This is a genomic window from Okeania sp. SIO1H4 (assembly GCF_010672695.1).
In the GTDB taxonomy this organism is placed as follows: Bacteria; Cyanobacteriota; Cyanobacteriia; order Cyanobacteriales; family Microcoleaceae; genus Okeania; species Okeania hirsuta.
Window position 1 is genome coordinate 21792 of the sequence record NZ_JAAHGB010000033.1, and the last position, 14873, is coordinate 36664.

At 38.8% G+C, this 14873-nt stretch carries 11 protein-coding genes and 1 pseudogene; 7 read left to right on the plus strand and 5 right to left on the minus strand.

Features of this window, described 5'->3' with window-relative positions:
- Window positions 1–219: 219 nt before the first annotated feature.
- From priA to F6K06_RS19870, 4 genes are all read right to left on the minus strand, one after another.
- Window positions 220–2832 (minus strand): primosomal protein N', encoded by a 2613-nt coding sequence (priA, locus tag F6K06_RS19855; RefSeq protein WP_124144409.1) that lies wholly within the window; start codon window positions 2830–2832, stop codon window positions 220–222.
- A gap of 1129 nt (window positions 2833–3961) precedes the next feature.
- Window positions 3962–4363 (minus strand): 8-oxo-dGTP diphosphatase MutT, encoded by a 402-nt coding sequence (gene mutT, locus F6K06_RS19860; RefSeq protein ID WP_124144410.1) that lies wholly within the window; start codon window positions 4361–4363, stop codon window positions 3962–3964.
- A 72-nt stretch (window positions 4364–4435) separates the two neighbouring features.
- Window positions 4436–4777, minus strand: coding sequence for a DUF760 domain-containing protein (locus tag F6K06_RS19865; protein WP_124144411.1), 342 nt, complete (start codon window positions 4775–4777; stop codon window positions 4436–4438).
- 1336 nt (window positions 4778–6113) lie between these two features.
- Entirely contained in the window at window positions 6114–7070 is a 957-nt protein-coding gene (locus tag F6K06_RS19870) for an RNA polymerase sigma factor, RpoD/SigA family (RefSeq protein ID WP_124144412.1), read from the minus strand.
- A gap of 806 nt (window positions 7071–7876) precedes the next feature.
- Here F6K06_RS19870 and F6K06_RS19875 point away from each other — a divergent pair.
- The 3 genes from F6K06_RS19875 (at window position 7877) to purB (ending at window position 10580) form a co-directional block, all read left to right on the plus strand.
- Window positions 7877–8557, plus strand: a complete 681-nt coding sequence (locus tag F6K06_RS19875) for a peptidase (protein ID WP_287242892.1) — start codon at window positions 7877–7879, stop codon at window positions 8555–8557.
- Between the two features lie 37 nt (window positions 8558–8594).
- Window positions 8595–8816, plus strand: coding sequence for a hypothetical protein (locus F6K06_RS19880; RefSeq protein ID WP_287242890.1), 222 nt, complete (start codon window positions 8595–8597; stop codon window positions 8814–8816).
- A 468-nt stretch (window positions 8817–9284) separates the two neighbouring features.
- Window positions 9285–10580, plus strand: coding sequence for an adenylosuccinate lyase (gene purB, locus F6K06_RS19885; protein ID WP_124144414.1), 1296 nt, complete (start codon window positions 9285–9287; stop codon window positions 10578–10580).
- Window positions 10581–10937: 357 nt separating this feature from the next.
- Here the strand turns inward: purB and F6K06_RS19890 are convergent, their stop codons facing one another.
- The gene (locus F6K06_RS19890) at window positions 10938–11114 is read right to left on the minus strand and encodes a hypothetical protein (protein ID WP_287274458.1); all 177 of its coding nucleotides are present in this window, start codon (window positions 11112–11114) and stop codon (window positions 10938–10940) included.
- Here F6K06_RS19890 and F6K06_RS19895 point away from each other — a divergent pair.
- The 4 genes and pseudogenes from F6K06_RS19895 to F6K06_RS19910 form a co-directional block, all read left to right on the plus strand.
- Window positions 11106–11381 (plus strand): annotated as a pseudogene (locus tag F6K06_RS19895) (M15 family metallopeptidase); the annotation flags it as partial. The gene F6K06_RS19890 and the pseudogene F6K06_RS19895 sit on opposite strands and share 9 nt — an antisense overlap.
- 28 nt (window positions 11382–11409) lie before the next feature.
- Window positions 11410–11640, plus strand: a complete 231-nt coding sequence (locus F6K06_RS19900) for a S8 family serine peptidase (protein ID WP_275670335.1) — start codon at window positions 11410–11412, stop codon at window positions 11638–11640.
- Between the two features lie 911 nt (window positions 11641–12551).
- On the plus strand, window positions 12552–13652 hold the full coding sequence (locus F6K06_RS19905; protein ID WP_287242888.1) for a chlorophyll a/b binding light-harvesting protein: 1101 nt from the start codon (window positions 12552–12554) through the stop codon (window positions 13650–13652).
- A gap of 191 nt (window positions 13653–13843) precedes the next feature.
- Window positions 13844–14872, plus strand: a complete 1029-nt coding sequence (locus F6K06_RS19910) for a chlorophyll a/b binding light-harvesting protein (RefSeq protein ID WP_124144417.1) — start codon at window positions 13844–13846, stop codon at window positions 14870–14872.
- Window position 14873: the final 1 nt, after the last annotated feature.

Consider the following 14873-nt stretch of genomic DNA (forward strand, 5'->3'; position numbering starts at 1 on the left):
TAATGTCCTTCGCTATCACTATTTCCTCCCTATCCTATATGCTCCCCCCCCAGGTGTCAACTACATTTTGCCTACTTCATCAAATCTTCATAATACTTATGTTCGATAAACTAAATAGGAGGCCCACCACAATCCCTGAGATTGCTTCCCTCCTCTCCGTTCCAGTCGCAATAACTTACAATAACTAATAGTCCGAAGTAGTTGCGCAAACTAAATTTATCACAAACTCATCGGATCGACATCCACAGTTAAACTTACCGCTGGCGGGCAAAAATTAATCAACTTAGTCAAATCGGGTACATCCTCACATCCCGATAATAATTTTAACAAAATCTGCCACCGATAACGATTAGCGACTCTAGCAATAGGAGCAGGTGCAGGCCCCAATAAATCGTATTTTCCTGCTTCCGCTTTTTCCATTAACACACTTGCTAACTTTTGAGCAGTTACCGCTACTTCAGTCGGGTCATAACTACTCAAACGCAACAAAATTAACCGCCCATAAGGAGGATATAGTAACTCTGCTCTCGTCTGTAATTCAGTCTCCACAAAAGACTCATAATCATTACGTTGCACTGCTTGAATCACAGGATGTTCGGGAGTATAAGTCTGAATAATTACCTGCCCCGGATTATCTCCACGACCAGCACGTCCCGCTACTTGCAACAATGTTTGAAAAGCACGTTCATTGGCACGATAATCTGAAAAATGTAGTAACCCATCGGCAGAAACAACTCCTACTAATGTTACTTGGGCTAAATCTAAACCTTTGGTCAACATTTGAGTACCAATTAATAAATCTGCTTCTCCATTAGCAAACTGAGTTAACAATATTCGATGTGCATCTTTGGTGCGAGTAGTGTCGCTATCATATCTAATACATCGTAAATCGGGAAATTGTCTAGTTAACTCTTGAGTTACCTTTTGAGTACCACTGCCAAAAAATTTAAAAAAAGGAGAATCACATTCAGGGCAACGTTGGGGTTGTAGTTGAGTGTAATTGCAGTAATGACAACGTAACAGTTGAGTCCCCCCTTCGTGAGTATAATGATAGGAAAGTGAAACGTCGCAATGGGGACATTCCATTACATAACCGCAACTACGACAAGATACAAATGTGCTGTGACCGCGACGGTGGATGAATAAAATGCCTTGTTGTTTTGTTTCCTGTAACTGTTGCAGTGCTTCTTGTAGAGGATAGCTGAACATTGTCCGGTTTCCCTGTCGCAGTTGTTGGCGCATATCCACTATTTCTATAGGTGGCATTGGTCGTGAGTGGACGCGCTCTGGTAATGACAGGTAGTAGGTTTTAGGTGTTAGGTTTTGGGTGTTAGGTTTTGGGGAAACATTTTCATCTACATTTTCTCCTAGATTAAGATCTCCTTGACTCAAGTTTTCTGGGTGGTATTCTCTTGTTTCTAACCAACTTTCTAAAGAGGGTGTTGCGGAACCTAATATTAATGGGCAGTTTTCGAGTTCAGCTCGCCATTTTGCTACGGTGCGAGCATGATAACAAGGAGTGGGGCGGTCTTGTTTGAAACTATTATCGTGTTCTTCGTCTAATACAATTAAACCTAATTTTGGTAATGGAGCAAAGATGGCGGAGCGAGTGCCAATAATAACTTGAGGAATACCCCATGTCATATTACGCCAGGTATCGTAACGTTCCCCCGGAGACAGAGCGCTATGGTAAACGTAGACTTTGTTTCCGAAACGAGCGCGAAATCTATCGGTCAGTTGGGGTGTTAGACCAATTTCAGGAACAAGTACAAGAGCAGATTTGCCATTTTCCAGGATGGGAGCGATCGCCTGTAAGTATACTTCTGTTTTTCCAGACCCCGTAACTCCATGCAACAGCACTTGAGCAAATTCTTGTATTTGGGTAATAGTTGTTAATGCTTCTGCTTGATATGGGGTCAGTATTTTGATTTCATCTCTGATATTGCCTCTACCCTCTTCTCGTCGCAACACCTCCTGTGCTTCTATGATGACATAGCCTTTTTCTTCTAGTTTTCTGACCACAGAAGAATTAGTTTTGCAACTGTTAAGCAATTCAGTTAACCATGTTTCCCCACCGTTTCGCCGTAGTACTTCCATTACTTCTTGTTGACGTGGGGTTAAATCTCTCGGTAAGTTTTGAACAACTAAAGTTACAGCTTGTCTCAATTTTGGTTTTGGAGGAGAAGGAGGTTCGAGATAACTTTCTACCCAACCTCGTTGGAGTAAATCTTTTAATCCTCTGTTAGCACTTTTGACTTGACGTTGGATATATTGCCAGGTGTAATCTTTGGTTTTAGAATTTTGCAGAACTTCCAGAATTTTTTTAGCGGTAGCATTGAGAAAAATTTCTGCACCTGTTGGTATTGCTTCTTCTATAATGCGGATGCGTCGTTGACTACGTTTGAGTAACCCTGGTGGTAGAGCGGTGCGAATAACTCTAATAATAGGTGTTTGATAATAACTAGCAACTTTTTCTATAAGTTGCCAATAAGTGGGAGGGAAAAAACCTCTAGTAATAATGTCCGATACATTTTTGATGCGATCGCTCGTTAACCCTTCTGGTAGTTGGGAGGTTTTGCGAATGGCGATCGCCCCTACCTGTTGACTGCCAAAGGGTACTGTTAAAATGTCTCCTGGTTGAATGTCCAGATCGGGAGGTATTTTGTAGGTAAATAACTTTTCCTCATCTTCAGCATCATCTGTTGAAGTTTTGAAAGGAACATCAACTAAAACTTCCACCCACTCTTGCGACTCTTGAGGATGGTTGTTCATGTAAGACGATCCAGGTTCAGCCAATATTGGTTTTGAGAGTGCTTGAGTAGTTTGGGACATTTTGCCAAATTAACTAGAGGACAAGTAGGGTGTTTTGCTAATGTATCTCCCTAAATTTGTTTGCACTAGCTTACTATATCTGGCAAGATTTTGCTAGCAACGTCATGGATGTTTTAGGGAAGTTCCATGGTATGAAACATTTATATAGTATTCGGATAATTAGTTATCGTATAACTCAGGAGTCAGGAGAAAGGAAGCAGAAAGGAAGCAGAAAGGAGGGAAAAATCTGGGGATATTCCGGCATTTTATGTGTGCATTGAATGGAAGTAGAGAGTGCGATAACTATATAACCGGATTTTATATTACAGCAGTTTTCGAGTTGATCAGGTACAAGGTACAAGGTACAAAGTTTTATGCTTTTAGGGAATAGAGAACAGGGAACAGCGGTGCCACCCCGCGTCAGCGACAGACGCAAGCGGTCGGAATCCGTCTTTTGCTCCCGCAAAGCTCCGCTTTATATGTTGCAGAGCAAAAGGTAAACTACAGACAAAATATAAGTATCTTTGAAGTTTAATAATTACAGACTTAATAACTGTATTCTATGTTAATGAAAACTGCTATAAAATGACGGTTATTTAAGTTTTTATGGATAGATATAGAATCAGAAATACTGGGCGATCGCTCTGTTAAAATTATAGCGTTAGCGGAGCTTTGCGTCAGCAATCGCTCTATTTGCAATGCGCCATATATAGTGTCTTTCCCTAAGTCCTGACTATTTATCAACTCAAACATCAATTATTATCCAAATATCTAGTATCAGAGCTCAAATATCCTAGGCGTTGGTGATGCGTGGTTATGATTGTGCTTGAATGGCAATTGTCTAACTATTAACTGAAAAACATTTTATATTTGGCTAAATTTAGGTTTCATAGCTTGATTCACCAACGCCATATCCTACAATTAAAATGACGGTTATTTAAGTTTTTATGGATAGATATAGAATCAAAAATAGTAGGTGATCGCTGACAAAAATCATAGCGTTAGCGGAGCTTTGCGTCAGCAATCGCTCTATTTACCATGCGCTATATATAGTGTCTTTGCGTAAGTCCTGATGTATTTAATTTAATTGCTGAATTTAATTGCTGTAAATATGTCGGCGACAGTCGAAACAGACCGTAGAGCATGTCAATTAATGTGGATTTTTTTTCAGAGCAGTAATAATCTGACTATTTGCTTGAGGAAATGTAAATTGCTCGATATTATCTAAAGTTACCCACTTAAACTCATCACATTCTATAGTTTTTGGTGTTCCCCGCAAATAGCGACAATGATAGACATGAAGTGTTACTTTAACTTCAGAATAACTATGTTCTATAGTAATTAAATGTTCTTCTACTGCAATCTCAATTCCTAACTCCTCTAAGATTTCTCTTTTAATACAATCTTCTATTGTTTCCCCTGCTTCTATTTTGCCACCTGGAAATTCCCATAAACCGCCAAATGCACCCCCAGGTAGTCGTTTATCAATTAAAATTTGTCCTGCTTCATTCCAGATGACAGCAACACCAATTAACTTATGAGGCAATATCATATTTTAATCTTTTCTATTTCAAACAAAAATCCCCTGGTTAATTAACCAAGAGGACGATCAAAACTTAATTAATTAACCTTCATTATTGCTGATTTGATTTCCTGGCAAAGATTTTTCAAATGTCATTCTCTGTTCAGCATTTCTGAGAAAATAACCACTGATCATTGCTGAAGCTAATAACTTACCTAAATTTTCTCTACTGGTTGTTACACTTACATTAAATTGTTCTGAGGGTAGATTGCCTAAAAGTCCAACAATGTTTCTTTCCATCACTTGAAAAACTTCTTGAGAATTTGGCTTTGATAATTGAGAAACTGTGTCTGAACTCATAGATTGGACATATTCCCAGAGTAAATTACTTCCTTCTGAACTTTCTTCAAAAAACTCTCGGGTTTGATTTCTTCTATTGGTCACTTTACTAACTCCGTTTCAGAAACTTTGTTTATATCGACAAATCAAATGTGGTTGATTGACTTAACCACATAATATATTGGGGTTGTTAATATTCTTACTTCCTATAAACTAATGTAACAGCATAATTGTCACATCAAAGTAGATATAACCGAAATTATTACTTCAGGTATTTCCAATGTCCATTATTTAAAAGCTAGCTTAAAATGTGCGTAGAAATTATGGCAGCTAGAATATTAACCATTGGTTGGGACAAAATTTGCATATCATTTTAATAGGCTCTATAAGTATATATTATGTAATAATACATTTTGAAGCTTTAAATGTCAATATAACTCAAGTCCGACAGCATCGGTATGATCGAGTGCAAGCAATAACAAATTCAAAAAAGGTAGTGACATCTTAATTGGTAATTGATTCCGACAATAAAAAATCATCAATTCCATAAATTATAAAAATTCAACACTTTTTCCTCTTTTTAATCCTGTTTTTCTTTCCCTGTTCCCTGTTCCCTATGTTGTGACTGTAGCAATATTTTATGAACTATAAGGAAGAAAGAAAAAGTAGAGATTTACCAAGTTTTTATACAAACTATACCAATGGACATGATATGATTGATAAATTGATTTAGAATCTGAGAAAGCTAAAGCAGAGAAAAAGTATTTTATTTCCTCTGCTTCTTGTTCTATTTCTTTACAGGGTTATTGACATCCTCACTCGTTAAGTCGCTCGATTATAACGAGGAATTCCCAAACCTCATGATTTAGGTTTACTGCTTGAGTGGCACTTATCTAGATTGTTTCCAACCCCCGACAGTGCGCCTACACAGTCAATTTGTTGAACCACTATCTGTAAAGGCGGCAGTAACACCTCAATGACAAATCACTTTTGCAACTGACACATGACGCATTATTTCGTGATTATAACATAATTCGGTAGTGGTGTACAAGTAGCAATCTTCTTAAAAAAATTAAGTGGGCAAGCAAATACTATTCCGATAAAACGATTGAATTAGATATATTTTCTCTTGCCTTTTGCCAGATGAGTGGTGTTAAGTTAGACTCTTGCAAATCAAGGTCAGTATCTGTTTTTATTTTGGTCACGATTCACCTTCCGGTAAATCTAAGATTATACCGAGAGTCCTCTCGCTCCATTTTAGATAGGTTTTGATAAACTCCCGACGCTACACTTGAGCAACAACGCGGGATTAACCCGCAGAAGAGTTGCAGCTTGTATAGAGGTAATGTCTTCCCCCTATGCCCATTAGTATTCCATATTATGGCTCTCCCATAGGGCTCTGAATCAAATATTATAGGGTGGGGACTTTCCGCCAGAAAAGTTAACTAGCTAAATAATCATTCATATCTTGTTTTCTTTTACGAAGTTTACTTAGAGCTTCTCTTTCTATTTGTCGTACTCTTTCACGACTAATATTTAGGCGATCGCCAATTTTTGAGAGAGTCATACTTTGTCCATCCTCTAAGCCAAATCTTAATGCCAAAACTTGCTTTTGTTGGGGAGTCAGGTCAGTCATAATTGATTCTAAATCACTACGCATGGAAGATTGGAGAGCATAATCTTCTGGAGAAGCTCCTGTATCTTCTAGTAGGTCTCCTAACTCCGTATCTTGATTGTCCCCTACCCGTAAATCTAGTGATAGAGGTAAGCGAGCGCGTTCCAAACATTCACGAATTTGTTTTGGAGTGAAACCTAGTTCTTCTGCTATTTCATGGGTAGTGGCAGAGCGTCCTAACTCTTGAGTTAGTTGGCGTTGGGCTTTTTTGATCTTATTCAGCTTTTCTGTAATGTGGATCGGCAAACGAATTGTACGACCTTTTTCTGCTATGGCCCTAGTTATGGCTTGGCGAATCCACCAATAAGCATAAGTGGAAAATCTATAACCCTTGGTAGGATCAAACTTTTCTACCCCTCTCTGCATACCGATAGTGCCTTCCTGAATTAAGTCAAGCAAATCTACATTTCGTTTGATATACTTTTTAGCAACAGATACTACCAATCGTAGATTGGCCTCCACCATTTTTCGTTTGGCTCTTTCACCTTCGCGAACAATTCGCTGCAATTCATGACTAGATAAGTTTGTGGCCTCAGCCCATTCTGCTATTGTCGGTTCGCGGCCTAAACTTTCGGTGAGGGTCTTATTTACTTCATGCAAAGCTGTGAAGCGTTGTACTTGTTTTCCATAAAGAATTTCTTCTTCATGGGTTAATAGGGGGACACGGCCAATTTCTCTGAGGTAAGTGCGTACAGAATCGGTGTCTGAGATTTTTGTCTTCATAACTCTTCTCCCGCTAGATATCTCTACTGGTAGGGTTTCGAGCGCCCTGTTTTGAGTTAGCAAGAAAAGCGGGCGGGTATTGCGCTTTCCTTGGATTTTTTTTAAGAAGTTTGTTCTATGGCCATTTGATATAATTAATTTGGCCTACAGAAATTCTAAATTATAAATTTGATATTTCTGAGATTTTAGATCTGGTCAAAAAACCAAATTATCTTTTATCTTTTGAATCTATTTGTAAGAATTTGTGGACAATAAAAGAAGTTTTACTATTTTTTGAGAATTTAGATTAGATTTTGACTAAGATTCAAGTGCTTTAGTACAGAATCCAGATTGGATTGGCCTAAAGTACAGCTTTTTCGTTTCTTATCTATTCAGATAATTATGATGGCCTTTACACTACTCAATACTATGTTAAGAATGTTAACATTTATTACGTCTTATGGCTATACCTATAAGGATGATTTTTCAGATGAATGAGTTTAATTACCTAAATTAGTTAAATTATCTATAAGAGGGTACTCATAAATTCTTAAAAAAATTGCATCCTGCACAACAAAATCACAAAAATTTTGCAAAAATACTTAAACAAGGTCAAAAAAAGAGTATATGAAGTATATTTACTTGACTTTTGACTTTCAATTTTAAACTTTTGACTATCTTGAGTATGTCTTTAATTCTGTTTGCATAACATTTCGCAGCGAAATGTTTGCTCAGAATTACTTAGTCATTTTTGGCTTCCGCGAAGCGGTTGAGTTACTTAATATATGACTTATTGCCTTGGTATTATTACTGAATCTGGTATTTAAATGGCCTCTGACTCTCGTACTAATGCGGGAGTAGACTATATTTCCACTTACCTGAAGCTATTTGATTTTTCTCTGACTGGAGAGCGGGTTATCCTCATCAGCACTTCTGGAAATTTGTCAATTACTCAAGGAGTAATCACTGAACTAAAAAAAGACTTCAAGATTTCTGAGGATACTAATCTTCATACTATTCCTACCCTTTACGAAATTGCTCGCTATATTGGGAGTAAAATTCGACAGATTCAAGAAAAAGACCGCTCTTGGCTACAAAAGGATCGAATTGACACTGGATGCAGTATATTACTAGGGGGTCAAATTAAAGGACAAGATCCTGAATTATTTTTGATTTATTCTCAAGGGAATTGTATTTCTGCTACAAAAGAAACACCTTTTCTACAAATAGGTGAGACTAAGTATGGCAAACCAATTTTAGACCGTGCTTTAAGTTTTTATACTTCTTTAGAAGCTGCTGCTAAATGTGCTTTAGTTTCTCTAGATTCTACAATGAAATCTAATCTTTCTGTGGGACCTCCGATTAATTTGGTGATGTATGAAAAGGATAGTTTTCAAATTCGGCATCGCCTGCAAATGCGTCTGGGCGATCCTTATTTAGCTAAAGTGCGAAAGTTATGGGAGGAGTTTATCAAACAAGTTCTTGATGAAATGCCAGATTTAAACTGATTACATGATTCTCAAGAATCTCAGGAAGATATTTTGATTGATTGAACAACACAAGAGAGTGGAGGAGTGGGGGAGTGGGGGCGAACGGCCGTTTGCCCGTAGGAGTACAGGAGTCAGGGAGTGGGGGAGTGGGGGAGAAATAAACATTAGAATTACCACTTACACAGTACAACGTATTTCCGGAATGCTCCGCAAACGAGAACATCTCAAAAAAAATCTGCTGAAAGCTGTTTGCGCAGCATTCCGCAGGAAAAGCTGAACGCTGAGGTGCTTCTTTAATAATTTAAATGCTACCTAAGTTAAGCATTAATTCATGGTAATTGGTATAAATTAATCGAATTAAGCGATCGCGCAAGTAGAACAGAATTCTATCCCTCTAATATAGTTTCACCCCCATCGCGGAGTGTCTTTTTGGACGATAAATCTTGATCGTTGGTAAAAAAATTTAGATGCGTTGTAATACTACAAGAACTTGGTTAGGACATTTTTCAATCCTAAAATCCTTTTACAGTTTGTGATTCCCTATTCCCTGATCCCTACTCCCTAGCGCGTAGGGCTATAATTTTTCAGTTTTCCCCATTTGTGGTTGTCAATAGTATAGTTAGAAAGAATTGGTTAGGACATAGACTAATGACGAATCTTAGACTAGAAAATTTTTTTCCAACTGTCCCCTGTTCCCTGTTCCCTGCTATACAATGTAACGGTTGTTTTAATTTTATTATAGAGTGTGATTGAACGTTACACCTTGCCCGAAATGGGTGAACTTTGGACTGAGAATGCCAAGCTAAAAACTTGGTTACAAGTAGAAATAGCTGTCTGTGAAGCTCAGGCAGAACTTGGGTACATACCTGCTGAGGCAGTAGAAGAAATCAAGGCCAAGGCTAATTTTGACCCAAAGCGGGTTCTCGAAATTGAGGCAGAAGTCCGCCATGATGTGATTGCTTTCTTGACAAATGTGAATGAGTATGTTGGTGATGTTGGGCGGTATATTCACTTAGGGTTGACAAGTTCTGACGTTTTGGATACTGCATTAGCATTACAGATGGTTGCGAGTCTGGATCTGTTGTTGTCATGTGTTGAAGAGTTGGGACAAGCAATTCGCTATCAGGCACAACAGCATCGGGAAACTGTGATGGTAGGTCGTTCCCATGGTATTCATGCGGAACCTATAACTTTTGGTTTTAAGTTGGCAGGATGGTTGGCAGAAGTTTGTCGCAACCGCCAGAGATTGGTAAAAATGCGTGATAATATTGCTGTGGGTAAGATTTCTGGAGCAGTGGGAACCTATGCAAATATTGACCCACGAGTTGAGGCGATCGCCTGCCAAAAACTGGGACTTCAACCGGATACTGCATCTACTCAAGTAATTTCACGCGATCGCCATGCTGAGTATGTGCAAACTTTAGCGTTGCTGACTGCTTCTATAGAACGTTTTGCTGTAGAAGTTCGTAACCTTCAACGTACCGATGTTTTAGAGGTTGAGGAATATTTTTCTAAGCGTCAAAAAGGCTCGAGCGCCATGCCCCACAAACGCAACCCCATTCGTTCGGAAAGGTTAACGGGAATGGCGAGAATTGTGCGGGGTCATGCCGTTGCCGCTTTGGAAAATGTTGCTCTCTGGCACGAACGAGATATTTCCCATAGTTCTGTTGAAAGAGTGATTTTGCCGGATGCTTGCATTTTAACTCATTTTATGCTCAAAGAAACTACTAATTTAGTCAAAAATTTGTTAGTTTACCCAGAAAACATGAAGCGAAATATGAATGTTTATGGAGGGGTAATTTTTAGTCAGCGAGTGCTTTTGGCATTAGTAGAAAAAGGCATGATTCGAGAGGATGCTTATCAAATTGTTCAGTCTTGCGCCCATCAAGCTTGGAATCAACCAAATGGTAATTTTCAGGATTTAATTTGCAAAAATGAAGAAATTAAAAGTAAGTTATCTGAGGCAGAAATTGCAGCTTGTTTTGACCCGAAACATCATTTAAAACATTTGGATGATGTGTATCAAAGATTAGGTATTTGAAGTTTTATTTTGAGTATGTAGAGATTTTTTCCCTTGATAGTGACTTTCAAATGTTGAGCGATCAAGATAAGATACACCAAGAAAATACTTGGCTGTTTTTACAAGTTAGGTTGAATTATTGAAGCTATAACTTACTTATTTATTCATACCAAATTTAACGCTATAATTTGGTGAAATTGTTTTTGGTTCTGAATTAATCAGTAATTCCAATTAAGAATTTCGGTAGCTCCTAAACTGAAGTTTCTATAAGAAAAAATCTCAATTTGTAGTTCCGCTAACTGCACCCAATTAAAGTAAGACCGGGTTGAGCGGAACTATGAGTTTGGTGATAATTAGTAAAAATTCATCACGCGCTAATCACGAAACTAATGCTCCAACAGCAACTGGTGGTGCTACTACTGCAACTATTGGAGCGATCGCTAATGCTTTACCAAGCTTACCTATTAGTAGACTAATAAGCTTAAAAATGTAGGTTGGGTTGAGCGGTAGCAAAACCCAACAAAAAGTTACTGGTTTTGAGTTTGTCTGAATCATGAGATTATTTTAGATATTCGCTATGCCACTACAAATAATTTCCTCAACCAAAAATTATACCCTGTAGCAAAATGTGCTTGAAGAAAAGAAGTAGCAGAAAAATTATCACAAGTCCAGGCAGATTTAAAAATAATAGGATTAGGTTTAAAAGTTTATGATTGCTATCGACCTCTATCAGTGACAAAAAAGATGTGGGAAGTTTTGCCAGATTCTTGTTATTTTGCTAATCCTGAGAAAGGTTCTCGACATAATCGTGGTGCTGCAGTTGTCGTCTGCTTCTACTTGTTCCTCAATGATGCAAGTTGACCAGTTTCATAACGTGATGGCAGGTACGAGTATGGCAACGCCGTTTATTACTGGGTTGGTAGCGTTACTGTTGGAAAAGGAGCCGCAGTTAACCCCTGAAGAAATTAAGCAACGTTTGCATTCAAGTAGTTTTATTCCTGGAAAACCTGTTGGCAGTTTCGACCCAAAATGGGGTTTTGGTTTGATCGATGCTGAAAAATTATTGACGTTGGTGAATTAGTGTATGATATTAATCTTAATTATTTTAGGAGTCAACTCACCCCTCGCCCCTCCCCCTCCCAGGAGGGAAATTCAGGAGTCAGGAGTCAGGAGGCATCGAAGGAAGAGAATTGAGAAAGATTTAGCAATGACTAAAGATATAGCAGTATGCGCTAGTATATTCACAAATTGCAGGAACTACCCAATAGATAAAAGTCTGATATAACTCCTAAGAAATAGCCTAGCTATTTGCTGATAGTATTTCTCACAAACATCGATCGTGCTTGTTATTACTAATGATATTAAATCCGGTTGAATACTTATCATATATTTGGGAGTGGGGAGTAGGAGAGTAGGGGCGAATGGCATTAGCGAACGCTCTCAGTAGATTTAGTATCCGTGCAGAGGATCGGTTTTTCCCAGGCTGCTATTAAACAAATGGACATGATATAAGTCCTAAAATATGTTTAAGAACTTATTAAGAATCTATATCAATAAAATTAAGGTTATGTTAGGTGATTTTTTGAATAAATTATAAATAATATCACCCATAAAAAAAAGGATTGTGCATGATGAACATTTCTTGCTACTAGGACTACTAAACTAATTGTTTCTTATATATCTCCTAGATTTTCCTGCTATTTCTTACTTGCTCTCCAACCCCAACTCAATTGATGTAACAGATACCCCTTAATAAAACTTCATATTTTATTGTTGATAAAAAATATTAATTGTGTTCAAATAAAATTATTGATAATAAAGCTCAATTATAGTAGTCCTATTTCCGCTATGTAGAAAATATCCAACAGAGCAAAGGTATAAGGAATAATCATCATCAAAATTTTTATTCTACTTTGGGATTTTTACAAATTATTTAGGACTGCTATAGAGCCTTCTTTAACTGATCTTCATCAGACTGAGGACCAAATCTCTATGCAAACACTTGGCAATGAAGAAAGCAGCACCATGTCTACAACTAACGACAGTGGAGTTTTCTGGACACCTGTTTGGCGATCGCTAGGCTGGTATGTTGAGGCCACTGAAGAAGAAGGTGCAGCTTTATTAGGAGGTAATATCAGGTTCAAAGACCTCTCTGGGCAATTACTAGGTGCCCATGTAGCCCATGCTGGTTTAATCATGCTGTGGGCAGGTGCCATGACACTGTTTGAGCTATCTCAGTTTGACCCCAGCGTACCAATGTACGAGCAAAAACTAATATTACTACCTCATCTAGCAACATTAGGTATTGGTATCGAAGCAGGGGTACAAACAATCGACACCTATCCCTACTATGTCATCGGTATGCTGCATCTCATCAGTTCTGCTGTTTTGGGAGCAGGAGGTATCTACCATGCAGTTTTAGGGCCGAAACAGCTTGATGAGAAAGGTTTTGGCTACGACTGGGAAGATGGCAACAAGATGACTACTATTTTGGGTATTCATCTAGTGCTGTTGGGGGTGGGAGCATCTCTATTGGTCATTAAAGCAACGGTTTTAGGTGGTATTTACGATCCACTAATAGAACAAGTAAGGTTAATACAGCCTAATCTCGATCCCGTAAGAATTTTCGGTTATCTGTTTGGCTTTAGTCCTAATGGTTGGACAATTACTGGCATGGCTAGCGTAGATAATCTCGAAGATGTGGTCGGTGGTCATGTCTGGGTGAGCCTACTCTGCACTGTTGGTGGTCTATTTCACATTATTTCCAAACCTACGGGTTGGGCAAAACAAATACTAATTTGGTCCGGAGAGGCTTACTTGTCTTACAGTTTAGGGGCACTTGCGATCGCAGGATTTAGCGTAGCTGTCTTTATCTCCACCAACGAAACTGTTTATCCTAGCGTGTTTTATAGTCCTATTGGCAGCGACTCTGTGCGAACTGCTCTTGCTACCGTTCATGCTGGATTAGGTTTCCTAGCTTTGCTCGGACATTTATGGCACGCTTACCGAGCGCGAGCTGCTACTCGTAAAGTATTTTATGGAACGTTCTTTGACTTTATGGCTAAGAATGTTACACCTATTACACCTGCTTGAATAGAAGTCAAAATCTAAGTTCATTGAAGAAGGAGACAGGAGACAGGAGACAGGAGGAAAATTACATGGGGATAGTCTTCGACAAGCCACTCCGCGTCTACGCTCCCCCAAGTAATGCGTGAACATCGCAAGTGACGGTGGGGTATTAAAGCCATAAAGAAAATGATAATTATATAAGGAGAACAATAGTAATGACTGTCGTAACAGATGAGAATCTGCAAATCCCATGGCGGGCAGGTAATGCTCGGCTTGTTAACCTATCTGGCAAGCTATTGGGCGCTCATGTAGCCCATGCTGGCTTAATTGTACTCTGGGCTGGAGCTATTACTTTGTTTGAAGTTGCCAACTTTGATTCCTCCCTACCAATGTACGAACAGGGCTTAATTGTACTGCCTAATCTAGCCCGCTTGGGATTTGGAGTTGGTGAAGGAGGTGTCATTGATACCTACCCCTACTTTGTGATTGGGGTACTGCATTTGATTAGTTCGGCGTTTTTAGGAGCAGGTGGTATATTCCACGCTCTCAGAGGTCCATCTAAACTAGAAGACAAATTTTCTTTCTTTGGCTATAGCTGGGATAATCCAGGTAAAATGACAACTATCCTGGGTATCCATCTAGTCTTATTAGGAATCGGAGCATTTTTACTTGTAGCAAAAGCGATTGCATTTGGAGGGTTATACGATCCAGTAGTTCAAAATTTACGAGTAATATCAAATCCCACTCTAAATCCTATTACCATTTTCGGCTACCTATTTGGTACAGAAGGACGTTTCTGGCTGGCTGGTGTTAACTCTTTAGAAGATGTAGTAGGCGGTCACATTTGGATTGGTGCTATCTGCATTTTGGGTGGTATCTGGCATATTCGCACCGTACCCTTTGACTGGGCTAAAGGCTTATTTGTCTGGTCAGGAGAAGCATATTTGTCTTACAGTATTGGCGCAGTCAGCTTAATGGCATTTGTCGCAACATTGTTTGTGTCCGTTAACTCCCTGGTATTTCCCACAGAATTTTTCGGACCAACTTTGACTCTGGTGTTCGATCGCTTTCCTGTGTTTGTTAGTACTGATGGAGCCTTGACTGCAAGAGTATGGTTGGCAAATGCTCACTTCTGGTTAGGATTTTTCTTCCTGCAAGGACATATATTCCACGCCCTCCGGGCAGCAGGTTATAGCTTCACCGAAGGCAGAGTAGTCACATTTACAAGAGGTCAAGTAAGTTAGT

Bases quoted from the DNA above. Each gene is read 5' to 3' on its own strand.
- F6K06_RS19875 (WP_287242892.1), top strand. From the start codon at position 7,877: ATGGCCTCTGACTCTCGTACTAATGCGGGAGTAGACTATATTTCCACT.
- priA (WP_124144409.1), bottom strand. From the start codon at position 2,832: ATGTCCCAAACTACTCAAGCACTCTCAAAACCAATATTGGCTGAACCT.
- F6K06_RS19890 (WP_287274458.1), bottom strand. From the start codon at position 11,114: ATGATTCAGACAAACTCAAAACCAGTAACTTTTTGTTGGGTTTTGCTA.
- F6K06_RS19910 (WP_124144417.1), top strand. From the start codon at position 13,844: ATGACTGTCGTAACAGATGAGAATCTGCAAATCCCATGGCGGGCAGGT.
- F6K06_RS19905 (WP_287242888.1), top strand. From the start codon at position 12,552: ATGCAAACACTTGGCAATGAAGAAAGCAGCACCATGTCTACAACTAAC.
- mutT (WP_124144410.1), bottom strand. From the start codon at position 4,363: ATGATATTGCCTCATAAGTTAATTGGTGTTGCTGTCATCTGGAATGAA.
- F6K06_RS19870 (WP_124144412.1), bottom strand. From the start codon at position 7,070: ATGAAGACAAAAATCTCAGACACCGATTCTGTACGCACTTACCTCAGA.
- F6K06_RS19900 (WP_275670335.1), top strand. From the start codon at position 11,410: ATGCAAGTTGACCAGTTTCATAACGTGATGGCAGGTACGAGTATGGCA.